Raw genomic sequence first — 21,651 nt, 5'->3', positions numbered from 1 at the left:
CAGACCAAGCGATGTTTTCCCGACTCCTTCAAACGCGAAGCGGTAAACTAGAGGTTTGCTGGTTGGGCGTACCCAGTTGAGTCAAAAGTCTGATCGAAGATAATGAAACTATTCCCTTCAGTGTCTGGAATGGGACGTGCTCCTTGGTTAGGCCCCCTTGATGTTCAGCGCTTAAGAATTTCATATCCATGTTCGGTTTCGTTAAAAAAACCAGTCGCTCGCGTAAAATCGACGCCGGCGTTAGGTTGGCGCGCACGAGCAAAACATGAATAGATATACCTTGTGCTAGTTAGAGGTCAGCAGACATCGAAATTGTCACGATTGAGAATACAAAATTCTGAAAGCGCGGAGCAGGCAGTCCCGCCAGCGGCGATTCGGCCGCCATAGGGCGGAAGCTGCCTCTGGCCAGCGGCATCGTCCCATTGCAGGCGTTCGTGAGTGGCAGAGAACGGCCAATAGCGGACGGCATCTCTATAGATAAACCTGTCCCATCTCTCTTCCCTGAGTAGATTAACCCGTGCACCTAGGTCGCAAGTTAAGGGAAAGGGGTTGCCGGTTGCTAAGATGCTCGAAAACATGATTATCTTAGAAATCAGTTCGGCAACCTTAAATAATAAGCTCAATACTCTCTAAACCATCTAGTAGCAGAGCCAGTAGCGATCTGCCCACTCACTGCGGCGTAACTGCCATCCGTCCCTTGCTGGGTCTTGTTGTCAGCAGAGCCTTTGTAGGGGAGCGAAGCTAGATTATAGGTCCGTGCGTAGATGATCGCTCCCTGGGCATTCTTGAACTGAACATCCACCTCAAACTTGCACCCAAAGCCGATGTCCACGCCTACATTGTTGTTTCGTCGCATCTGGGCCAAGTGGGTTGCAAATGCAAACCAGCTTCCGTCGTTATAGATAATCAAATTCGACGGCGCATCCCAATGTCGATGATCGTCAACCCATGTCGAAAATTGGAAGTCAAAATTCACCCACCTTGCATCCAATACTGCTATCTTTGGCTTGGAAATCTCTACCAATTGAGCATCTTCGTTACTAATTTCTACTGGCTCATTTTTCATATATTTCGCTCTTAGTCGTTATTTGAAAATACAGAATCATTTGCCAAATAGCTTGGCGAGAAATTCTCAGTTTTACGCACTCAATACCAGAAATTATCAATGTGAAAATCCTGAGCTCTATAAGTCCTCACACGCTCTTTACGTTGGTGCATCTTCGGCCACAGCCATGATGGAGACTAGCCTATACGGCGACGTTTGCCTGATTTGCGCAACGCCGGAATCCCGCCCCATACGCGGTGCAAGCTATTAGGATATGTTCAAGGATCTGTGATTACCGCTCAGTCGGATCGGCGCCGGCAGCAGCGTTGAACAGGTAGGCGCCCATGTCTTTGAGCTGGCCCTTGCCTTGCTGAACCTCGTCAAGAATTTTGCCCGCGTAGACGCTGCTCCAGTTGGCAGAACCCTCAATTTCGGTCCATAGGTAGGTACTCTCGATATGAGCGTGGTTGGTCCGGTAGTACGCGATGCGGGGAAGGGGGCCAGCCTGAATCGTTACTAGATTCGTAGACACCACCGGATGACCGCTTCTGGCCGATAACTGCCAACCACCGACCTGTCCGCTCTGTTGCCCCCTTTAGTCCGAGCCCTGGCAAATCACTCACCTCCTCACATAACTCTTCCGCCCACCCGGCGTCAGGCAATAAACCCCGCCCCGAGGCCCCGTACAGAAACTACCGGAACCACAACCGCATTCGCTGGAGGCACCCGAAAAGCGCTGCAGGGACGGCGTGGCCTGGCTACCAGAACCGCTCGCCCCACCCAGATAGGCCGAACAACTCCGCTTCGATCCACTGATCGAGCCGTCATTGCAAAGGAATAGATCGCCATCGCACCGGGCAATCCCGCCCTTGCTACCGGAGCAGGGCTTATTGCCGGCGTGGGCCTGGAGCGAAAGCCCGGCAAGCGCGATGGCGAGGAGGAGGAAGAGGCGTAGCGGTCCTGGCACGTCGAGCATCCTTGCGGGTAATGGCCCGATGCTATCTCTCGGACCTATCCTCAGACAAGGAATTCGCCTTCAGTCTTTACCTTCGTCGTATATCCCGGTCGGTGCCGCCATTGCAGCGAACACCGGCCGGAAACGAACACACACAGGCTTATCAGGCCCCATTGGCCTCGAAGCTGTCACTGCGCGCCATGCGCCACATGCGCTCGTAGAACTCCCCCTCGATATTGCCGCTGAGCAGTTCGCCCGGCTTGAGGAAGTAGTGCAGGTGGGCGAACAGGCGGATTTCGCTGGAGGAGACGCGGCGCACCAGGTGCTTGGCTTCCACTTCCGAGGGGTGGCGCAGGCCGGCGGCGGCGAGCATTTCGGCCAGGGCTTTCAGGGTGTTGCGGTGGAAGTTGTAGACGCGTTCGGCCTTGTCCGGCACCACCAGGGCGCGTTGGCGCAGCGGGTCCTGGGTGGCCACACCGGTGGGGCATTTGTTGGTGTGGCAGCTCTGGCTCTGGATGCAGCCGATGGCGAACATGAAGCCGCGCGCCGAGTTGGCCCAGTCGGCGCCCATGGCCAGCACGCTGGCGATGTCGAAGGCGCTGACCACCTTGCCGCTGGCGCCGACGCGGATCTTGTCGCGCAGGTTCAGGCCGACCAGGGTGTTGTGCACGAACAGCAGGCCTTCGCGCATCGGCAGGCCCATGTGGTCGACGAATTCCACGGGGGCGGCGCCGGTGCCGCCTTCCTTGCCGTCGACCACGATGAAGTCGGGGAGGATGCCGGTTTCGTGCATGGCCTTGGCGATGCCCATGAATTCCCAGGGGTGGCCGATGCACAGCTTGAAGCCCACCGGCTTGCCGCCGGAGAGTTCGCGCAGGCGGACGATGAAGTCCAGCAGTTCCCGGGGCGTGCTGAATTCGCTGTGGCTAGAGGGCGAAATGCAGTCCTGGCCCATGGGCACGCCGCGGGTGGCGGCGATTTCGGCGGTGACCTTGTGCTTGGGCAGGATGCCGCCGTGGCCGGGCTTGGCGCCCTGGCTGAGCTTGATCTCGATCATCTTCACCTGCGGGCTGGCGGCCTGGGCGGCGAAGCGCTCGGGGTCGAAGCGGCCGTCATCCGTGCGGCAGCCGAAGTAGCCGCTGCCCAGTTCCCAGGTGAGGTCGCCGCCGTACTCGCGGTGGTAGGGGCTGATGCTGCCTTCGCCGGTGTCGTGGATGAAGTTGCCCATGCGCGCGCCCTTGTTCAGCGCGCGGATGGCGTTGGCGCTCAGCGCGCCGAAGCTCATGGCGGAGATGTTGAACACCGAGATGGAGTAGGGCTGCCTGCATTCCGGCCCGCCGACCATCACCCGGAAGGTGCTGGGGTCGGCCAGGGGCGCGGGGCGGATGGAGTGGGCGATGAACTCGAAGCCGGACTCGTAGACGTCGATGAGGGTGCCGAAGGGCTTGTCGGCGGTTTCCTGCTTGGCGCGGGCGTAGACCAGGCCGCGCTGGGCGCGGGAGAAGGGCAGGGCCTCGCGGTCGCCTTCGAGCAGGTACTGGCGGATTTCCGGGCGGATGCCTTCGACCAGGTAGCGGATGTTGCCGAGGATCGGGTAGTTGCGCCGCACCGCGTGGGGCGCCTGCAGCAGGTCGAACACGCCCAGCAGGCTGAGGGCGAGGGTCACCAGGGTGAAGGGCCAGACCCAGTCGTGCCCGAGGAAGGGCAGGCTGAACAGGGTGAAGAGCACACAAGCGGCGAAAAAGGCGTAACGGCTTAGCAGCGACAGGTTCATGGAATCTCCAGTCGTCGGGCTTGATCACGGGGGTGGGCTGCCGGCATGGCACAGCGGACCGCCATTGAGCATGGCAGGCGTTGCGCCGCTGCGCTCGGGCGAAGGCCAATGGGCTGGGCGTTGCGGGCGGATTCTTATGCTGTGGAAGGCTTGCGAGGCCGAACTTAGCCCGAAGCGGGGAAAAAAGAAAGCAAGCTAACGATATTTTCCGTCGCTGAGAAAGCTTGTGCCGCGAACTGCAACATTGGCGCGCCGGCCGCCGCTCGCTGGCGGCCGGCGGTGCGGATCAGAGCGTGGCCTTGACCTGCAGGCCGAAGACCAGGGCGTTGTCAATGTTCTGCCCGGAGAAGGCGCCCGGTTCGATCACGTACTGCACGTCCGGGCGCAGCAGCAACCAGGGCGTGGCCTGGTAGCCGTAGCTCAGTTCGACCAGGCGCTCGGCGTTGTCCAGGCCGGGGTAGGCCTGGCCGTTGGCCTCCTGCACCTCTCGGCTGCGCGGGTTGGGCACGGCGCGGCCGAAGCCCAGGGCCAGGGTGTCGCGCGGGCGTTCGGCGAAGGGCTGGTAGAGCACCACGCCTGCGCTGTACCACTTGCTGAAGGGCGAGGCCGCCGAGCTGGCCACGGAGGCCTGGCCGAACAGGTGCAGGCGCTGCCCCGGCAGGCCCTGTGCGTGCCAGACGGCCTGGTCCAGGAGGAAGTAGTGGCCGCCGCGGCCGGCCACTTCCTCGTCGCTGCCGATGCGCTGGGCGTCGGAGCTGTCGTAGTACCAGCCCAGCTTGTATTCGCCGGGCAGCTCGCCCAGGCGCTTGTGGACCAGTTCGATGGGCACCACGGTGCCGGTGCTGTGCTTGGGCGTGAGGTGCCAGGCCCGGCTGGAATTGCCGTTGCTCTCGGGGTCGACGTTGAAGGCCGCCACGCGCAGTTGCCAGGCCGGCGAGAAGCTGTACTTCAGGCGCACGCCCAGGTGGGCGTTGGGGTAGTTGGCCCAGCCGCTGCCGCCGGACATGTTCAGCGGGTGGCCGCAGAAGCCGGCGTTCATGAAGTTGCAGAGGATGCCGCTGTCCAGGCCGCCGAGGTCGTTGCCCATGGCCATGTAGCCGAGCTTCACGTCCAGCGCCGGGGTGAACAGGGTGCGCTCGTAGCTCAGTTCGGTGAGGCGGGTGTAGAGGCCGCCGTAGTTCTCCTGGACCGGCAGGCGGTTGCCCACCAGGTCGCCGGAGCCGTCGTTGCCGCGGCGGTCGTTGAGGGTCAGTTGCACCAGGCCGCCGTTGTCCAGGCCGTAGAGCTTGCCCAGGTCGAACTGCACGCCGAGCCTGAGGTTCTGCGAGTAGCGCGCCGAGCGCTTCAGGCCGCCGTCGGCGTTGTAGACGGTCTCGCCGCTGTATTCGCCGCTGAAGCGGATGCCCTCGTCGTCCAGTTGGTGGCGCAGGCCGCCCCAGTCGCCGGTCAGGGTCGAACGCTGGAGCGGCTCGTCGGCCAGGGCCAGGGACGGGGTGAGGCAGGCGGCGCCCAGCAGCAGGCGCAGGGAGGTGGAGGGGAGTCGCATGACGGAACACTTACCGGATGAGGGAAGACACGGCCCCCGGGGCCGCGCCGGAAGGAGGCGCCCGCCGGGTGGCGGGCGTCGGGTGGCGGGCGTCGGGTTCAGGGCAGGGCGTAGGCCAGCACGTAGTCGCCGCGGTCCGGCGACTGGCGGGCGCCGCCGGCGGTGACCACGATGTACTGCTTGCCGGTCTTGGGCGAGACGTAGGTCATCGGGCCGCCCTGGCTGCCCACCGGCAGGCGGGCCTTCCAGATTTCCCTGCCGTTGCCGCTGTCGAAGGCGCGCAGGTAGAAGTCCTGGGTGCCGGCGATGAACACCAGGCCGCCCTGGGTGGACAGGGTGCCGCCGAGGGTCGGCAGGCCGATGGGGATCGGCAGGTGCATGCGGATGCCCAGCGGGCCGGTGTCTTCCACGGTACCCACCGGCACTTGCCAGGCGATCTTGCGGGTCTTCAGGTCGATGGCGCTGAGGGTGCCGAAGGGCGGCGCCTGGCAGGGGATGCCGGCCACCGAGAGGAAGCGGTTCTTGTTCACCGCGTAGGGCGTGCCCTTGAGCGGCACCGCGCCCATGCCGGTGTTCAGCGCCTCGCCGCCGCCGGCGGCCTGGCCCTTGTTGGCCGAGGGGATCATCTGCACCCACAGGCCCAGGCGCATGTCGTTGACGAAGATGAAGCCGTGCACCGGGTCGGTGGACAGGCTGCCCCAGTTCATGCCGCCCAGGGAGCCGGGGAAGCTCAGCGAGAGGTCGGTGCCCGGCGCGGTGTACAGGCCGTCGTAGCGCATCTTCCTGAAGTCGATGCGGCACAGCAACTGGTCATAGGGAGTGGCGCCCCACATGTCCGACTCGGTCAGGGTCTGCGCGCCTATCTGCGGCATGCCGACGGACTTCGGCTGGGTCGGCGCGTAGGGTTCGTTGGGGATGTTGGCGGCCTTGACCGGCACTTCGTCGACCTGGGTCAGCGGCTTGCCGGTGGCGCGGTCGAGCACGTAGATCTGCCCGGCCTTGGTGCCGATCACCACGGCCGGCACCTGCCTGCCGTCGGCCATGGGGAAGTCCACCAGGCTCGGCTGCATGGGCAGGTCGAAGTCCCAGAGGTCGTTGTGCACGGTCTGGTACACCCACTTCTGGGCGCCGGTGGTGGCGTCCAGGGCCAGCACCGAGGCGCCGTAGGTGTGGTCGAGCTTCGTGCGCTCCACGCCGTAGATATCGGTGGAGGAGCTGCCCATGGGCAGGAAGACGGTGTTCATCGCCGCGTCGTAGGACATCGGCGCCCAGCTGTTGGGGGTGCTGCGCACGTAGGTGCCGCCCGCCGCCGGGGCCTGCCGGTCCTGCGGGTTGCCCGGGTCGAAGGCCCAGCGCATCTGCCCGCTGATGACGTCGAAGCCGCGGATCACGCCGCCGGGCATGTCGGTCTGGACGTTGTCGGCGACGCGCCCGCCGACCACCACCGTGGTGCCGGCCATCAGCGGCGCGGAGCTGAGCTGGTAGTAGGAATCCGGCACGTCGCCCAAGCCGGCCTTGAGGTCCACCTGGCCATTGACGCCGAAGCCCTGGCAGAAGGCGCCGGTGTCGGCGTCCACGGCGATCAGGCGGGCGTCGATGGTGTTGGTCAGCAGGCGGCGCAGGCAGTTGGCGCCGGCCGGCACGCCGACGGCGGTGACCGGGGTGCTGCCGGGCTGGCTGGGCTGGACGACGGCCCTGGTCGCGTCGAAGTAGGCCAGGCCGCGGCAGCGCTGCCAGACCTTGGACTGCGCGTTGATCTCGTTCTTCCACAGCTGCTTGCCGGTGTCGGCATCCAGCGCGATCAGGTTGTTGTGCGGGGTGCAGATGAACACCTTGTCGCCCACCTGCAGCGGGGTGAGCTGGTCCTCGGCGCCGTTGCCGTCGCTGACCGCGACATCACCGGTGTGGTAGGTCCAGGCCACCTCCAGCTTGTCGACGTTGCCGCGGTTGATCTGGTCCAGCGCGGCGAAGCGGCTGCCGCCCTCGGTGTTGCCGTAGTGGGCCCAGTCCTTCTGGGCGTGGGCCGGGTCCACCGGGGTCAGGCCGGGGCCGTCCCCGCTGGGGGCCACGCTGGGGTGGGCGACGAACATGTTGCCGGCGGCCACCGCCAGCAGCACGGCGAGCACCGCGGCCACGCCATAGGCGCCGCGCCCGCCGACGCCGCCGGAGGCGCGCACCAGCATGGGGTAGACCAGCGCCACCGCCAGGCCGATGGCGCCGAACATGAACAGCCGCGAGACCAGCGGCCAGAACTGCAGGCCGACGTCGGCCAGGGCCCAGAGGGCGGTGCCCGCCAGGAAGGCGCCGAACAGCCAGGCGCCGGCCGGCTTGCGCAGCGCCACCAGGACGCCGGCCAGGGCCATGGCCAAACCGCCGATGAGGAAGTACCAGGAACCGCCCAGGCTGGCCAGGCGTGCGCCGCCGGCGGCCAGGGCGAGGCCGAGCAGGGCGATGAGCGCCCCCAGGCCGACCAGGATGAAGGTGCTGGCGCCGGAGGCGCGCTGTGCTTGTTTCATGCCGGGAATCTCGCAGTGTGGGGGTGCGAATTATACCCTTAGCAAGCTAATTAACTAAATGGTTAATTGCATTTCGTCCGATTCCCGACCGGCCGGTCGCGCTCAGCAGGCGATCACGTTCACCGCCAGGCCACCCTTGGAGGTCTCCTTGTACTTGTCCATCATGTCGCGCCCGGTGTCGCGCAGGGTGTCGATGGCCTTGTCCAGCGACACCAGGTGCTGGCCGTCGCCGCGCAGGGCCAGCTGGGCGGCGTTGATGGCCTTGAGCGAGGCCATGGCGTTGCGCTCGATGCAGGGTACCTGGACCAGGCCGGCGACCGGGTCGCAGGTCAACCCGAGGTTGTGTTCCAGGCCGATCTCGGCGGCGTTCTCCACCTGTTCCAGGCTGCCGCCGAGCACTTCCGCCAGCCCCGCCGCGGCCATGGCGCAGGCCGAGCCGACCTCGCCCTGGCAACCCACCTCGGCGCCGGAGATGGAAGCGTTGAGCTTGCACAGGATGCCGATGGCGGCGGCGGTGAGCAGGTAGCGCTCGATGGCGTCCATGGGCGCGTCGCTCTGGTAGTGCGCGTAGTAGTGCAGCACCGCCGGGACTATGCCGGCCGCGCCGTTGGTGGGGGCGGTGACCACGCGGCCGCCGGCGGCGTTCTCCTCGTTGACCGCCAGGGCCCAGAGGTCCACCCAGTCCATGGCGCCCAGGGTGCTGGCGATCAGGTTGCCGCTGCCGGCCTCGTTCAGGCGGCGGTAGAGCATGGGCGCGCGGCGGCGCACCTTGAGGCCGCCGGGCAGGGTGCCCTCGGTCTCCAGGCCGCGGCGCACGCAAGCCTGCATTTCTGCCCAGATGTGCGCCAGGCCGGCGTGGATGTCCGCCTCGCTGCGCAGCGCCAGTTCGTTGGCCCACATCAGCTCGCTGATGCGCCGGAAGCCGTGGGCGTGGCACAGCCGCAGCAGTTCCTCGGCGCTGTGGAAGGGGTGGGGCATGGGGTTGTCGGGCAGGGCGCGGTCGGTGTTGAAGTCGGCCTCGTCCACCACGAAGCCGCCGCCCACGGAATAACAGGTGCGCTCGGCCAGCACGTGGCCGGCGGCGTCCAGGGCGCGCAGGCGCATGCCGTTGGGGTGGGCGGGCAGGCTGCCGTCGTGGAACACCAGGTCGCGGCCGGGGCTGAAGTCGATGACGTGCTCGCCGTCCAGGGCCAGGCTGTGCTCGGCGAAGATGGCATCCACCAGCGGCGCCAGGGCGGCCGGGTCGGCATCCGCCGGGTCGATGCCGAGCAGGCCGATCAGGCAGGCGCGGTCGGTGGCGTGGCCCTTGCCGGTGGCGCTGAGCGAGCCGTAGAGGTTCACCTCCACCCGGGCCACGCGGGTCAGCAGGCCGGCGGCGCGCAGGCGCTCGACGAACTCGCGGGTGGCGCGCATGGGCCCCACGGTATGCGAGCTGGACGGGCCGACGCCGGGCTTGAACATGTCGAAGACGCTGAGGGTCATGGTTGTGTTCCTCCTGTGTTCAAGCATGGACCTGTTTGGGAGGATGGTCGATTGGAGGGGAACGGGGCGGGTTCCTGGGGAGTCCAGCGTGGCCGGTGGAGACGATCGCGGACGGAGTCCTACGGCCGTGCTTCCTGGAACCGTAGGAGCGGACTCTGTCCGCGATTTGGCGGATAACGCCGTAGGCGTTATGCGCCCTACGGGGAGCCCGGGAGCTTCGTGGTTTCGCATCACTCCGGACGGTCCCCTCTCCCGCTTGCGGGGGAGGGTTAGGGAGGGGGTGCGGCGTCAGGGTTGGCAGAGGTGCGTGAGCGAAGTCCGTTCCCTCTCCCCAGCCCTCTCCCTGAAGGGAGAGGGGGCTGTCCCGAGCAAGCGGATAACGCAGCGTCAGCCGGCAAACTCGTAGGGCGAATAACCGTTCGCGGTTATCCGCCGTTGGCCGTGCCACCGGGGCGTCCGGCGTGGCCGGCGCCCTACGGGTTTCCAGAGAAACCACCGAGCGCACCGGAACGCCCCTTCAGAAGGCCGAGCGAAACCGGCGCTCAGGAGGTCATGCGACATGGATGTCGCGAGAGCCCCGATCAGCACAGGGACGTGCTGTCGGGGCGGGCCTCCGTGGCGGGGGAATTCGCGAGGGTAGCCCGGCTCCATCGGGCCCGTATGCGGGGCAAGCCTTTTTGGTTCCTTTTGTGGCGTTTGACAAAAGGGACTCGCCCGAGGGGGCGAAACAAGAGACATCAACGCACTCGGAGCGGCGCGCTACACCAAGCCCCCAAACCATTGGGCTCCCGCGTTCGCGGGAATGACGATTGGTAGAGAGGTGCGTGGGTAAGGTTCGCGAGCAAGCTCGCTCCTACGAAAAATTGCCCCTGGCTTACCCCTGCGCCTGCAGGAACAACGAAAACAACTCCGACTGCGACTTGATCCCCAGCTTGCTGTACATGTGCTTGCGGTGCACCTTCACCGTCTCCGCCGAGATCGCCAGCTTGCGCGCTATCTCCTTGCTGGAGCAGCCACTGAGCATCAGCCGGCCCACCTCCAGCTCGCGCGCGGTCAGCGGGGTTTCCAGGCGTTCCACGGTTTCTTCCAGGCGGCTCTGCCAGCGTGGCGCCGGGGGCGTGGCCTGTTCCAGCAGTTCGCGCTCGAAGGCCATGCGCTGGCGCATCAGCCCGGCCACCCAGGGGCGCAGCAGGTCGAGCAGGGCGGCCTGTTCGGCGCTGAAGCGGCCCTTGCTGCCCAGGGACAGGCAGAGGGTGCGCTCGGCGTCGAGCTGCACGTTGAACTGCACCTCGTCGGCTACCACGTTGAGGCGGAAGTAGCGCTGGTAGTAGTCGGTCTGCTCGAAGCATTCCGGGGCCACGTCGGCCAGGCGCAGCAGGCCGCTGCCCGGGGCTTCGCGGCTGGCGATGTAGAAGGGGTCGAGCAGGTACAGGCCCTTGAGGTAGTCCTGGAACAGCGGGTCGGGGCCGCCGTCCTCGCCCGGGCACTCGGCGAACACCTGCGGGCGGCCGTTGCTGAAGAGCAGCGCCACCCAGCTGTCGAATGGCACATACTCGTCGAGCAGGCGCACCAGGGCGAGCCAGAAGTTGGGCTTGTCCAGCGTCTCGATCAGCTGCCCGACCGAGCGGTGCCAGGCGATGTCCTGCAGCGTAAGGTTCATGCCTCTACCCCTGTTGGGTTACCACGTGGGCGTAATTACCCGGGCGCGATGGCGAACTGCATACTCGGTGAATGCCTTGCACCGGCCCGGCGCGCATTCTGACCCTTTTGCGCCGGGCGGTCATGTTTCCCTGGCCAGGACGGCTGATTCACCCAGAGCGCGGCGATCGAGGCCGGCGCCAGAACAACAGGAACTGCAATGAAGGTCGAACTCGTCCAACTGGCCGGCCGCGACGGCGACACCGCCTACAACCTCGGGCGTACCCTGGCGGCCATCCGCGCTTGCGCCGCGGATACCGACCTGGTGGTGTTCCCCGAGACCCAGCTGATGGGCTTCCCCACCGAGGACAACGTCGCCCGCCTCGCCGAGCCGCTGGATGGTCCCAGTGTGCAGGCCGTGCAGCAGGCCGCGCGGGAGCGCGACCTCGCCGTGGTGGTGGGCATCGCCGAGGCTGGCGACGACGGCCGCCATTACAACACCACGCTGCTGATCACCCCCGAAGGCATCGCCCTGAAGTACCGCAAGACCCACCTGTGGGCTTCCGACCGCGGCATCTTCACCCCCGGCGACCGCTACGCCACCGCGCTGTTCAAGGGCGTGCGGGTGGGCATCCTGATCTGCTTCGACATCGAGTTCCCGGAAAGCGCCCGCGCCCTCGGCCAGCTGGGCGCCGAGCTGATCCTGGTGACCAACGGCAACATGGACCCCTACGGCCCCACCCACCGCACCGCGATCATGGGCCGGGCCATGGAGAACCAGGCCTACGCGGTGATGGTGAACCGCGTCGGCGAAGGCGATGGCGGCCTAGTGTTCGCCGGCGGCAGCGCGGTGGTCGACCCCTACGGCCAGCTGCTCTGCGAGGCCGGCCGCGAGGAGTGCCGGCTGCGCGTGGAACTGGACCTGGCGCGCCTGCAGCAGTCGCGCCACGACTACAGCTACCTCGCCGAGCGCCGCTTCGAGCTGCCCGGCGAGTTGCGCGAGCACGCCGACGGCCTGCGCGAGCTGCTGATTCCGGGCTGAGCCCCGGAGGGCGCAGGGCCGCGCCGACCGATCTTCCCAAGCAGTACCGGCGGGGGAGCCCCTCCCGCCCGCGTCTCCCGGGTGAGGGGAGGCGCCCTTGCACGCGTCGATTTCGACTCTGCCATAACAACCACAACTCGGAGTAAGCAGTAATGGCTCGACTCAAGCGGACCCTCTCGCTGGGCGCGGTGGTGCTGTTCGGCATCGCCTACATGACCCCCATCATCGTCCTCGGCACCTTCGGCATCCTCGCCGACACCACCGGCGGCGTGGTGCCCGCGGCGTACCTCGTGGCCTCGGTGGCGATGCTCTTCACCGCGCTCAGCTACGGGCGCATGGCAGCCGCCTTCCCGGTGGCCGGCTCGGCCTACACCTACGTGCGCAAATCCATCAGCCCCAAGCTGGGCTTCCTCGCCGGCTGGGGCGTGCTGCTGGACTACCTGTTCCTGCCCATGGCCATCTGGCTGATCGGCGCGGCCTACCTGCACTCGGCCTTCCCGGCGGTGCCCCAGGCGCTGTGGGTGCTGGCCTTCATCGGGGTGACCACCGGCATCAACATCATCGGCCTGCGCCTGGCGAAGAACGTCAACGGCGTGCTGATGCTGGTGCAGTTCCTGGTGCTGGCGGCCTTCGTGCTGCTGGCGGTGCACTACGTGCTGGGCGACGCCAGCAAGCCGCTGTGGTCGCTGGAGCCCTTCTTCAAGGAAGGCGTGCAGCTGCCGCTGATCATGAGCGGCGCGGCCATCGCCTGCTATTCGTTCCTGGGCTTCGACGCGGTCAGCACCCTGACCGAGGAAACCCACGAGCCGCGCAAGAACATCCCGCGCGCGATCCTGCTGATCACCCTGATCGGCGGCTGCATCTTCATCGCCGCCAGCTACTTCGTGCAACTGGCGCACCCGTCCACCGCGTTCCAGAACGCCGACTCGGCGGCCTACGAGATCGCCCGCAACATCGGCGGCGACCTCTTCGTCAGCATCTTCCTCATCGGCCTGATCGTCGGCCAGTTCACCTCGGGCCTGTCGGCCCAGGCCAGCGCCTCGCGCCTGCTGTTCGCCATGGGCCGCGACGGCGTACTGCCCAAGGCCTTCTTCGGCACCCTGAGCGAGCGCTTCGGCACCCCGGTGGGCAGCATAGTGCTGTGCGGCGTGGTGGCCCTGCTGGCGTTGGAGATGGACGTGACCACCTCCACCTCGTTCATCAACTTCGGCGCCTTCCTGGCCTTCAGCCTGGTCAACCTGTCGGTGATCTTCCACTACTGGATCGCCCGCGGCGAACGCGGCCTGCGCGGCGCGGTGCTGTTCCTGGCGTTCCCGCTGATCGGCCTGGCCGCCGACCTGTGGCTGATGGCCAGCCTCGACCACCTGGCCATCTACCTGGGCCTGGCCTGGCTCACCGCCGGGGTGGTCTACCTGGCCGTGCTCACCGGCGGCTTCCGTCGGCAGCCGCCGGAGATGCACTTCGAGGAAGCCTGACTCAGGCCGGGTGCGGGCCGGCGTGCACGCGCCGGCCGCGCTCGCCAGCCACGGGCTCCGGCTCGGCGCCCGCGGCGAGGTCGCGGGCGTCGGCGTGCTCGGCGCTGGACAGCTCGCTGGCGTTGAAGCCGGTGATGCGCAGCAGCGCCAGGGTGCAGGCCAGCGAAACCACGGCGTAGAGCCCCGAGGCGATGGCCACGCCGACGATGCTGCCGCTGCTGTTGAGAATCCACTGGGCCAGCACCGGGGTGCCGCCGCCCACCAGCAGCGAGCACAACTGGTAGGCCAGCGACAGCCCGGTGTAGCGCACCCGGGCCGGGAAGGCGCGGGCGAGGATGCCGCCCACCGCGCCGTAGAACATCGCATGGGGCACAGTGGCCAGGCACATGCCCACGGCGGCTATCCAGTAGACCTTGGTTTCCACGGCGAAGAACATCGCCGGCATCAGGATGAACTCCGGCAGCACCATCAGGCACACCGCCTTGCGCATGTCGATGCGCGAGGTCAGCAGCGCGCCCAGCGGCTGGGTGATGAACTGCACCACCAGGGCGATGACGATGATGCTGAGGAAGGTGCCCTGGCTGTAGCCGAGGGCCTTGGTGGCCCAGGACAGGGCGAAGGTGCTCTTGAAGTAGGTGACGTGGATCACCGGCAGCACCCCGGCGCCCAGCAGCACGATCAGCCAGTGCTTGCGCAGCACTTCCGCCAGCGGCAGCTTCACGGTCTTGTTCTGCTGCAGCAGGCGCTTCATGTCCTCCGACTCCTCCAGCTTCAGGCGGATGACCATGCCGACGATCACCAGCACCGCCGAGATCAGGAACGGGATGCGCCAGCCCCAGAGGATGAACTCCGGCGTGGGCAGGGCGCTGAGGGCGAAGAACACCAGCGTCGCCAGCAGGTTGCCGGTGGGCGAGCCCTGCTGGGCGAAGGCGGCGTAGAGAATGCCCTTGCCCCTGGGCGCGCTTTCGCTGGCGATGAGGATGGCGCCGCCCCATTCGCCGCCCACGGCGATGCCCTGGATGACGCGCAGCAGTACCAGGGCGATGGGCGCCCACACGCCGATCTGCGCGTAGACCGGTAGCAGGCCGATGCAGGTGGTGGCGATGCCCATCATGATCAGGGTGATCACCAGGGTGGTCTTGCGCCCGATCCTGTCGCCCAGGTGGCCGAAGATGATGCCGCCCAGCGGACGGGCGACGAAGCCGGACCAGAGGGTGACGAAGGACAGCAGCGTGGCCAGGCCCGGGTCCATGTCGGCGGGGAAGAACACCTTGCCGAACACCAGGGCGGCGGCCAGGCCGTAGATGTAGAAGTCGTACCACTCGATGGTGGTGCCGATGAAGGAAGCGATACCGGCCTTGCGGGCCTTCCTGTGCTGTTCGGCGTCGGAGAGGGAAGTCGTGCGGGGCATGGGCGAGTCCTGATTATTGTTGTTGTCGCCGACATGCAGGCCCCGTCCGCGCCTTCGCTGGAAGGCGCGGGGCGGGGGGTGCAGCGTCGGTGTTTGCCCGGGATGGCTCGGAGTCTATGCGGCGCCCCCGCCGATCAATAGTTTTTTAATCTTATGGTGTGATAAGCGATTCCGTATCGACGCAGGCGTCGGCCTCGGCCTCGGCCAGGCACTCGCGCAGGGTGGCCAGGAAGCCCCGGGCCGCCTGCGGCGCGTCCTGTGCGGCGAGGATGGCGTGGATTTCCGAGCGCGCGCCGCTCTGCTCGATCTCCAGGTAGCTCACCTCGTTCTTCCAGGCCAGGCACAGCGTCTTGGGCAGCAGGGCCACGCCCATGCCCAGGCCGACCATGGCCGCGATGGTCTGCCACAGCCGCGCCTCGTGGCGGATGTGCGGGCTGAAGCCGGCGTCCACGCAGCGGGCGATGATCAGGTCGTGGTAGTGCGGCGACAGGCTGCGCGGGAACAGGATGAAACCCTCGTCGCGCAGCTCGGCGAGGTCGATGCGCGCCTGCCCGGCCAGGCGGTGGCTGGCCGGCAGGCAGCAGAGGAAGGGGTCGGCGACCAGGCATTCGGAGACGATCCCCGGCGGCAGCCTGGCCCAGTGCACGAAGCCGATGTCGATCTGCCCGCGCTGCAGCGCCAGGGCCTGCTCGGAGGTGTTCATCTCCATCAGCAGCACCTCCATGTTCGGCTGCTGCGCCTCGAAGCGCGCCATGGCCCGGGGCAGGCCGCGGTAGAGCATGGAGTTGACGAAGCCCACGCGCAGCTGGCCCACCGCGCCCTCGGCGGAAAGCCGCGTCAGGCGCCTCACCTTCTCGGCCTGCAGCAGCAGGTCGCGCGCCTCGTCCAGCAGCACCTGGCCGGCGTTGGTCAGCTTCACCGACTTGTTGTTGCGCACCAGCAGCTGGATGCCCAGCTGTTCCTCCAGCTTCTTGATGTCGAAGCTCAGCGCCGGCTGGGAGATGAACAGCCGCGCGGCGGCGCGGCCGAAGTGCAGCTCCTCGGCGACGGCGATGAAATAGCGCAGTTGCTTGAGGTCCATGGCAAGGCACCCGGGTTTCTACGATTTGTTTTTCTTATCGTGGATGATTTTTATTGTATTGGATACTTATCGTCACGCCCTCCTAGTCTCGGCGCCAGAACAAGACACGGAGACGCGCCATGACCGCTATGCCCGAGACAGGCCCCGAAGACGCCCTGAACATTCCCGACAGCCGGGGCATGAACCTGTACGCCTGCGACCCCTCGCTGCAACGCCTGCTCGAGGTCTACCTGCCGCCGGAGGTGCTGGCGCAGTGGCAGGGCACCCTCGAACGCCTCGGCGCCCGCGCCGGCGACGAGCTGGACGTGCTGGCGCTGTCGGCCGACAGGAACCCGCCCGTGCTGGCCCCGCGCACCCGCCGCGGCGAGGACCTGCAGAGCATCCGCAAGCACCCGGACTACGTCGCCCTGGAGCGCGTGGCCTATTCGGAACTCGGCCTGGCCTCCATGAGCCACCGCCCCGACGGCCCGCCGCCGCTGGTGAAGTACGCGCTCACCTACCTGTTCGTGCAGGCCGAGTTCGGCCTGTGCTGCCCGGTCAGCATGACCGACTCGCTGACCCGCACCCTGCGCAAGTTCGGCTCGCCCGAGCTGGTGGCGCGCTACCTGCCGTTGCTGGCCTCGCGCGACTTCGACAGCCTGTTCCAGGGCGCGATGTTCATGACCGAGCAGGCCGCCGGCTCCGACGTGGCCCGCACCCGCACCCTGGCGCGGCTGGAGGAGGGGGAGTGGAAGCTGTACGGCGACAAGTGGTTCTGCTCCAACCCCGACGCCGACCTGGCCATGGTCCTGGCCCGCCCCGAAGGCGCGCCCGAGGGCATGAAGGGCGTGACCCTGTTCCTGCTGCCCAGGCACCGCCCGGACGGCTCGCGCAACGCCTACCGCATCCTGCGCCTGAAGGACAAGCTGGGCACCCGCTCCATGGCCAGCGGCGAAATCTGCCTGGAAGGCGCCAGCGCCTACCTGATCGGCGAGGTCGGCCGCGGCTTCCAGCAGATGGCCGACATGGTCAACATGTCGCGCCTGTCCAACGGCGTGCGCGCCGCCGGCCTGATGCGCCGGGCGCTGAGCGAGGCGCTGTTCATCGCCCGCCACCGCCGCGCGTTCGGCAAGCACCTGGTCGACATGCCGCTGATGCAGAAGCAGTTGCTGAAGCTGATGCTGCCGGCCGAGCAGGCGCGCTCCATGTTCATGCAGATCGCCACCCTGCTGCCGCGGGCCGACGGCGGCGACGCCGAGGCACAGAAGTGCGTGCGCATCCTCACCCCGCTCATCAAGTTCCGCGCCTGCCGCGATGCGCGGCGTGTCACCGGCGACGCCATGGAGGTGCGCGGCGGCGTCGGCTACATCGAGGAATGGAGCGATGCGCGCCTGGTGCGCGATGCCCACCTGGGCTCGATCTGGGAAGGCACCAGCAACATAGTCGCGCTGGACATCGCCCGCGCCGTCACCCGCGAGCAGGCCCTGGCGCCGCTGCACCGCTACCTGCGCGGCCTGCTGGCCGAGAGCGGCCTGCCGGACGCCAGCCACGCCCGCTTCGAGGCGCTGCTGGAGCGCAGCGTGGCGCTCATGGCCGAAGTGGCCGAGGGCCGCCAGAACGAGCAGGTGCGCCAGGCCGGCAGCGCGCTCTACCACATCTGCAGCGCCATCTTCATGGCCTGGGAAGCCGGCCGCCAGGCCAGCGACCGCCGACGCCTGGCCCTGGCCCACCTGGTGCTGCAGCACAAGCTGCTGCCGCGCGACCCGCTGGGCCCGCAGGGCAGTCCGGCCGTGCTGGCCCGGCTGCTCGACGAAGGCGAGCTGAGCCTGGACGAGGCCATGCAGCTGCTGCCCGCCTGACTCCCCGCAACCGACAAGAATCGACAAGCCAGAATCGACCGAAGAGAGTTGCCATGAACCACGAGACCGGTGCCCTGCGTGGCCTGAAAGTCATCGACCTGAGCCGCGTGCTGGGCGGCCCCTACTGCTCCCAGGCCCTGGCCGACCACGGCGCGCAAGTGATCAAGCTGGAACCCCCGGGCGGCGACGAGACGCGCGGCTGGGGCCCGCCCTTCGAGGGCGACACCGCGTCCTACTTCCGCGGCGTCAACCGCAACAAGAAGGGCATCGCCGTCGACCTCTCGCGGCCCGAGGGCATCGAGCTGCTGCTGCAGCTGCTGGAGGGCGCCGACGTGCTGATCGAGAACTTCAAGCCCGGCACCCTGGCGCGCTGGGGCATCGGCTACGCCGAGGTGCTCAGCCAGCGCTTCCCGCGGCTGATCCACTGCGCGGTGTCCGGCTTCGGCGCCGACGGCCCGCTCGGCGGGCTGCCCGGCTACGACGCCGCCATCCAGGCCATGGCCGGGCTGATGAGCGTGAACGGCGAGGCCGATGGCGGGCCGCTGCGCATCGGCCTGCCCATCGTCGACATGGTCACCGGGCTGAACGCCGTGGCCGGCATCCTGCTGGCGCTGCACGAGCGCGAACGCAGCGGGCGCGGGCAGTCGGTGGACATCGCCCTGTACGACTGCGGCATCTCGCTGCTGCACCCGCACCTGCCGAACCACTTCGCCTCCGGCCGCACGCCGCGGCGCACCGGCAACGCCCACCCGAACATCGCCCCCTACGACAGCTACCGCACCGGCACCGAGCCGATCTTCCTCGCCGTGGGCAACGACCGCCAGTTCGCGAAACTCTGCGAGTACCTGGGCGCCGGCGGGCTGGCGCAGGACCCCCGCTTCGCCGACAACGGCCAGCGCCTGGTCAACCGCGAGGCGCTCAAGCAGGCGCTGGAAGACCACCTGGCGGCGCGCGACGGCCGCGAGCTGGCCGAGCGGCTGATCCGCCTGGGCGTGCCCTGCGGCGCCGTGGCCACGGTGGACCGCGTGGTGGGGCACCCGCACACCCGCCACCGCGGCATGGTGGTGCAACTGGGCGACTACCGCGGCATCGCCTCGCCGGTGAAGCTCTCGCGCACCCCGGCCAGCTACCGCAGCGCGCCGCCGGCCCTGGGCGGCGACACCCGCGAAGTCCTCACGGAACTGGGCCTGGCGCCCCAGACCATCGAGGCCCTGTACCGGCTCGGCATCGTCTGCGGCTGAGCCCCCCAACCGCCTGGAGAACACATGAACAAGAACAACAAGAGCTCTGTTTTCCTCTTCACCACCCTGGCCGCCAGCGGCCCGGCCCTGGCCGACGGCTTCCTGGAGGACGGCAAGGCCAGCCTGGGGCTGCGCAACTTCTACATGAACCGCGACTTCCGCGACGGCGCCGGGCGCTCGAAGAGCGAGGAGTGGGCCCAGGGCTTCCTCCTCGACTACCGCTCGGGCTATACCGCCGGCACCCTGGGCGTGGGCCTGGACGTGCTCGGCAAGCTTGGCGTCAAGCTCGACTCCAGCCCGGAGCGCAGCGGCACCGGCCTGCTGCCGGTGCAGGGCGACGGCCGTGCGGCGGACGACTACGCGCGGCTCGATCCCACCGCCAAGCTGCGCCTGTCGCGCACGGAGCTGAAGCTCGGCGCCCTGGTGCCCAAGCTGCCCACGGTGCAGCCCAACTACGGGCGGCTGTTCCCCCAGGTGTTCCAGGGCGGCCTGCTGACCTCCAGCGAATTCGACGGCCTGACCCTCAACCTGGGCCGGCTGGACGAAGTGAGCCAGCGCAACGAGGCCGGCACCAGCGACCTGGCGCTGTACAACCGCAACGGCCGCTTCGCCGCGGCGGCGCGGGCCGACCACTTCTACCTGGGCGGGTTGGACTACCGCTTCACCGCGAACTGGACCGGCAGCTACCACTACGGCCAGCTGGAGGACGTCTACGACCAGCACTTCCTCGGCCTCAAGGGCCGCACGCCGATCGGCGCCGACAGCCTGGAGGCCGACCTGCGCCTGGCCATCAGCCGCGACGCCGGCGCCGGGCGCGGCGGGCGCATCGACAACCGCGCCTTCAACGGCCTGTTCACCTACCGCCTGCACAACGGCCACGCCTTCGGCCTGGGCTTCCAGGCGATGGACGGCGCCAGCGCCTACCCCTACCTGGACGGCACCGACCCCTACCTGATCGACTTCGGCCAGTACGGCGACTTCGCCGAGGCCGGGGAAACCTCCTGGCAGCTGCGCTACGACTACGACTTCGCGCCCCTGGGCCTGCCCGGCCTGAGCTTCATGACGCGCTACTTCAGCGGCCACGGCGCCGAGCCGACGGCCGGCGGCGGCAGCCGCGAATGGGAGCGCGACAGCGACATCCGCTACGTGCTGCAGGGCGGCCCGCTGAAGGGCCTGGGCCTGACCTGGCGCAACGCGACCTACCGCTCCGGCTTCAGCCGCGACGTGGACGAGAACCGGGTGTACCTGAGCTACGAGGTGGCGCTGTTCTGAGGGTGGAAGAGGGCGGGGCGCGGTCTATGCTTTCGGGCCGGCCCCGTCATCGGCAAAGGAGAACAGCATGAGCGACCGTCGCATCACCTTCTACCACTCCCCGCAAACCCGTTCCTCCGGCACCCTGGCGCTGCTGGAGGAACTGGGCGCCGACTACGACCTGCACCTGCTCAACATGCAGGCCGGCGAACAGCGCCAGCCGGCGTACCTGGCGATCAACCCGATGGGCAAGGTCCCGGCCATCCGCCATGGCGGGGCGCTGGTGACCGAGCAGGGCGCCGTCTACATCTACCTCGCCGACCTCTACCCGGAAGCCGGGCTGGCGCCAGCCATCGGCGACCCGCTGCGCGGGCCCTACCTGCGCTGGCTGGTGTTCTACGGCTCCAGCTTCGAGCCGGCGGTGACCGACCGCTCCCTCGGCCGCGAACCGGCGCCCCAGGCGCGCGGCCCCTACGGCGATTTCGAGACGGTGATGAAGGTCATCGACGCCCAGCTGGAGAAAGGCCCCTACCTGCTCGGCGAGCGCTTCACCGCGGCGGACGTGCTCTGGGGCTCGGCGCTGGCCTGGACCACGCATTTCGGCATAGTGCCGAAGACCCCGGCCATCGAGCGCTACATCGCGAAGGTCACCGCGCGTCCGTCCTTCACCAAGGTCGCCGAGCGGGATGCGCAATGGCATGCGGAACACGCCAAGGCAGCAGGCAAGCCGTAGGAGCGGATCTCATCCGCGATCCGCGCCGATACGTCCGGCTATCGCGGACAAGGTCCGCTCCTACGGGAAGGAATACCGTGCCTCCCGGCAACCTGTAGGAGCGGGCCCTGCCCGCGATTCGCGCGCAGGGCGCGCTCCTACAAGGGCACGGCGCATGGGCAACCCGAGCGGATCTTATCCGCGAATCGCGCCGATACGTCCGGCTATCGCGGACAAGGTCCGCTCCTACGGGGTGTCATGCCCTTGGGTAGGGCAATGAAATGGACTCCTCCCTCCTACGGCATCTAGGTGCCAGACTGATGTGTTGGCAACAGTCCCGGAGGGGGAGTCACGATGAACATTAAACGCATTGGCTTGGATCTGGCAAAACAAGTCTTCCAGGTGCACGCGGTCGACAGCCACGAACAGGTGGTGTGCCGTCGCCAGCTCAAGCGCGACAAGGTCCAGGATTTCTTCCGCCAGTTGGCGCCATGCCTGGTGGCGATGGAGGCCTGTGGCAGTGCGCACTACTGGGCGCGCGAACTGCGCCAGCTGGGACACGAGGTCCGCCTGATCGCCCCGCAGTTCGTCAAACCCTACGTCAAGGGCGACAAGCACGATGCCCACGACGCCGAAGCGATCTG

General features: G+C 67.5%; 16 protein-coding genes. 7 read left to right on the top strand and 9 right to left on the bottom strand.

The genetic code is table 11. The annotated features are described in order from the left end of the window. Window positions 1-619 precede the first annotated feature (619 nt). From CHC02_RS29910 to CHC02_RS11465, 7 genes are all read right to left on the bottom strand, one after another. Entirely contained in the window at window positions 620-1,066 is a 447-nt protein-coding gene (locus CHC02_RS29910; protein ID WP_139210218.1) for a hypothetical protein, read from the bottom strand. A 598-nt stretch (window positions 1,067-1,664) separates the two neighbouring features. Further along, entirely contained in the window at window positions 1,665-2,021 is a 357-nt protein-coding gene (locus tag CHC02_RS30530; RefSeq protein ID WP_089391606.1) for a YdcA family protein, read from the bottom strand. Window positions 2,022-2,163: 142 nt separating this feature from the next. Further along, the gene (locus CHC02_RS11485) at window positions 2,164-3,774 is read right to left on the bottom strand and encodes an FMN-binding glutamate synthase family protein (protein ID WP_089391605.1); all 1,611 of its coding nucleotides are present in this window, start codon (window positions 3,772-3,774) and stop codon (window positions 2,164-2,166) included. 286 nt (window positions 3,775-4,060) lie between these two features. Beyond that, a complete protein-coding gene (locus CHC02_RS11480) occupies window positions 4,061-5,320 on the bottom strand; it encodes a carbohydrate porin (protein ID WP_244160969.1) in 1,260 nt (419 codons plus the stop codon). 98 nt (window positions 5,321-5,418) lie between these two features. Then, the gene (locus tag CHC02_RS11475; RefSeq protein WP_089391604.1) at window positions 5,419-7,836 is read right to left on the bottom strand and encodes a glucose/quinate/shikimate family membrane-bound PQQ-dependent dehydrogenase; all 2,418 of its coding nucleotides are present in this window, start codon (window positions 7,834-7,836) and stop codon (window positions 5,419-5,421) included. Window positions 7,837-7,938: 102 nt separating this feature from the next. Continuing rightward, the gene (locus tag CHC02_RS11470) at window positions 7,939-9,318 is read right to left on the bottom strand and encodes an L-serine ammonia-lyase (RefSeq protein ID WP_089391603.1); all 1,380 of its coding nucleotides are present in this window, start codon (window positions 9,316-9,318) and stop codon (window positions 7,939-7,941) included. 874 nt (window positions 9,319-10,192) lie between these two features. Then, window positions 10,193-10,978 (bottom strand): helix-turn-helix transcriptional regulator, encoded by a 786-nt coding sequence (locus CHC02_RS11465; protein ID WP_089391602.1) that lies wholly within the window; start codon window positions 10,976-10,978, stop codon window positions 10,193-10,195. A 198-nt stretch (window positions 10,979-11,176) separates the two neighbouring features. Here CHC02_RS11465 and CHC02_RS11460 point away from each other — a divergent pair, with 198 nt between their 5' ends. Beyond that, complete coding sequence (locus CHC02_RS11460) at window positions 11,177-11,998, top strand: carbon-nitrogen hydrolase family protein (RefSeq protein ID WP_089391601.1); 822 nt, start codon at window positions 11,177-11,179, stop codon at window positions 11,996-11,998. Window positions 11,999-12,150: 152 nt separating this feature from the next. Next, window positions 12,151-13,473: an APC family permease gene (locus CHC02_RS11455; RefSeq protein ID WP_089391600.1), complete on the top strand. Its 1,323-nt coding sequence runs from the start codon at window positions 12,151-12,153 to the stop codon at window positions 13,471-13,473. A 1-nt stretch (window position 13,474) separates the two neighbouring features. On the opposite strand, the gene CHC02_RS11450 is transcribed toward CHC02_RS11455, so the two are convergent. Together CHC02_RS11450 and CHC02_RS11445 are read right to left on the bottom strand one after the other, a co-directional pair. Beyond that, window positions 13,475-14,884 carry an MFS transporter gene (locus tag CHC02_RS11450; protein ID WP_089391599.1) on the bottom strand — a complete coding sequence of 470 codons (1,410 nt, stop codon included), beginning with the start codon at window positions 14,882-14,884 and terminating at the stop codon, window positions 13,475-13,477. A gap of 151 nt (window positions 14,885-15,035) precedes the next feature. Continuing rightward, window positions 15,036-15,965 (bottom strand): LysR family transcriptional regulator, encoded by a 930-nt coding sequence (locus CHC02_RS11445; protein WP_089391598.1) that lies wholly within the window; start codon window positions 15,963-15,965, stop codon window positions 15,036-15,038. A gap of 119 nt (window positions 15,966-16,084) precedes the next feature. Here CHC02_RS11445 and CHC02_RS11440 point away from each other — a divergent pair, with 119 nt between their 5' ends. The 5 genes from CHC02_RS11440 to CHC02_RS11420 form a co-directional block, all read left to right on the top strand. After that, a complete protein-coding gene (locus CHC02_RS11440; protein ID WP_089391597.1) occupies window positions 16,085-17,803 on the top strand; it encodes an acyl-CoA dehydrogenase family protein in 1,719 nt (572 codons plus the stop codon). Between the two features lie 53 nt (window positions 17,804-17,856). Then, a complete protein-coding gene (locus tag CHC02_RS11435; RefSeq protein ID WP_089391596.1) occupies window positions 17,857-19,044 on the top strand; it encodes a CaiB/BaiF CoA transferase family protein in 1,188 nt (395 codons plus the stop codon). A gap of 24 nt (window positions 19,045-19,068) precedes the next feature. Then, entirely contained in the window at window positions 19,069-20,316 is a 1,248-nt protein-coding gene (locus tag CHC02_RS11430; RefSeq protein ID WP_089391595.1) for an OprD family porin, read from the top strand. A 67-nt stretch (window positions 20,317-20,383) separates the two neighbouring features. Beyond that, window positions 20,384-21,028, top strand: coding sequence for a glutathione S-transferase family protein (locus tag CHC02_RS11425; RefSeq protein ID WP_089391594.1), 645 nt, complete (start codon window positions 20,384-20,386; stop codon window positions 21,026-21,028). A gap of 333 nt (window positions 21,029-21,361) precedes the next feature. After that, window positions 21,362-21,651 (top strand): IS110 family transposase (locus tag CHC02_RS11420; RefSeq protein ID WP_141137691.1); only part of this gene is annotated, 290 nt, incomplete at its 3' end.

The organism is Pseudomonas delhiensis, from assembly GCF_900187975.1.
GTDB lineage: Bacteria > Pseudomonadota > Gammaproteobacteria > Pseudomonadales > Pseudomonadaceae > Pseudomonas > Pseudomonas delhiensis.
The sequence above is the reverse complement of the archived record's forward strand: the minus strand, read 5'-3'. Positions and strand labels throughout refer to the sequence as shown.

Coding starts and splice junctions, on each gene's coding strand:
- CHC02_RS29910 (WP_139210218.1), bottom strand. CDS start 1,066: ATGAAAAATGAGCCAGTAGAAATTAGTAACGAAGATGCTCAATTGGTA.
- CHC02_RS30530 (WP_089391606.1), bottom strand. CDS start 2,021: ATGCTCGACGTGCCAGGACCGCTACGCCTCTTCCTCCTCCTCGCCATC.
- CHC02_RS11485 (WP_089391605.1), bottom strand. CDS start 3,774: ATGAACCTGTCGCTGCTAAGCCGTTACGCCTTTTTCGCCGCTTGTGTG.
- CHC02_RS11480 (WP_244160969.1), bottom strand. CDS start 5,320: ATGCGACTCCCCTCCACCTCCCTGCGCCTGCTGCTGGGCGCCGCCTGC.
- CHC02_RS11475 (WP_089391604.1), bottom strand. CDS start 7,836: ATGAAACAAGCACAGCGCGCCTCCGGCGCCAGCACCTTCATCCTGGTC.
- CHC02_RS11470 (WP_089391603.1), bottom strand. CDS start 9,318: ATGACCCTCAGCGTCTTCGACATGTTCAAGCCCGGCGTCGGCCCGTCC.
- CHC02_RS11465 (WP_089391602.1), bottom strand. CDS start 10,978: ATGAACCTTACGCTGCAGGACATCGCCTGGCACCGCTCGGTCGGGCAG.
- CHC02_RS11460 (WP_089391601.1), top strand. CDS start 11,177: ATGAAGGTCGAACTCGTCCAACTGGCCGGCCGCGACGGCGACACCGCC.
- CHC02_RS11455 (WP_089391600.1), top strand. CDS start 12,151: ATGGCTCGACTCAAGCGGACCCTCTCGCTGGGCGCGGTGGTGCTGTTC.
- CHC02_RS11450 (WP_089391599.1), bottom strand. CDS start 14,884: ATGCCCCGCACGACTTCCCTCTCCGACGCCGAACAGCACAGGAAGGCC.
- CHC02_RS11445 (WP_089391598.1), bottom strand. CDS start 15,965: ATGGACCTCAAGCAACTGCGCTATTTCATCGCCGTCGCCGAGGAGCTG.
- CHC02_RS11440 (WP_089391597.1), top strand. CDS start 16,085: ATGACCGCTATGCCCGAGACAGGCCCCGAAGACGCCCTGAACATTCCC.
- CHC02_RS11435 (WP_089391596.1), top strand. CDS start 17,857: ATGAACCACGAGACCGGTGCCCTGCGTGGCCTGAAAGTCATCGACCTG.
- CHC02_RS11430 (WP_089391595.1), top strand. CDS start 19,069: ATGAACAAGAACAACAAGAGCTCTGTTTTCCTCTTCACCACCCTGGCC.
- CHC02_RS11425 (WP_089391594.1), top strand. CDS start 20,384: ATGAGCGACCGTCGCATCACCTTCTACCACTCCCCGCAAACCCGTTCC.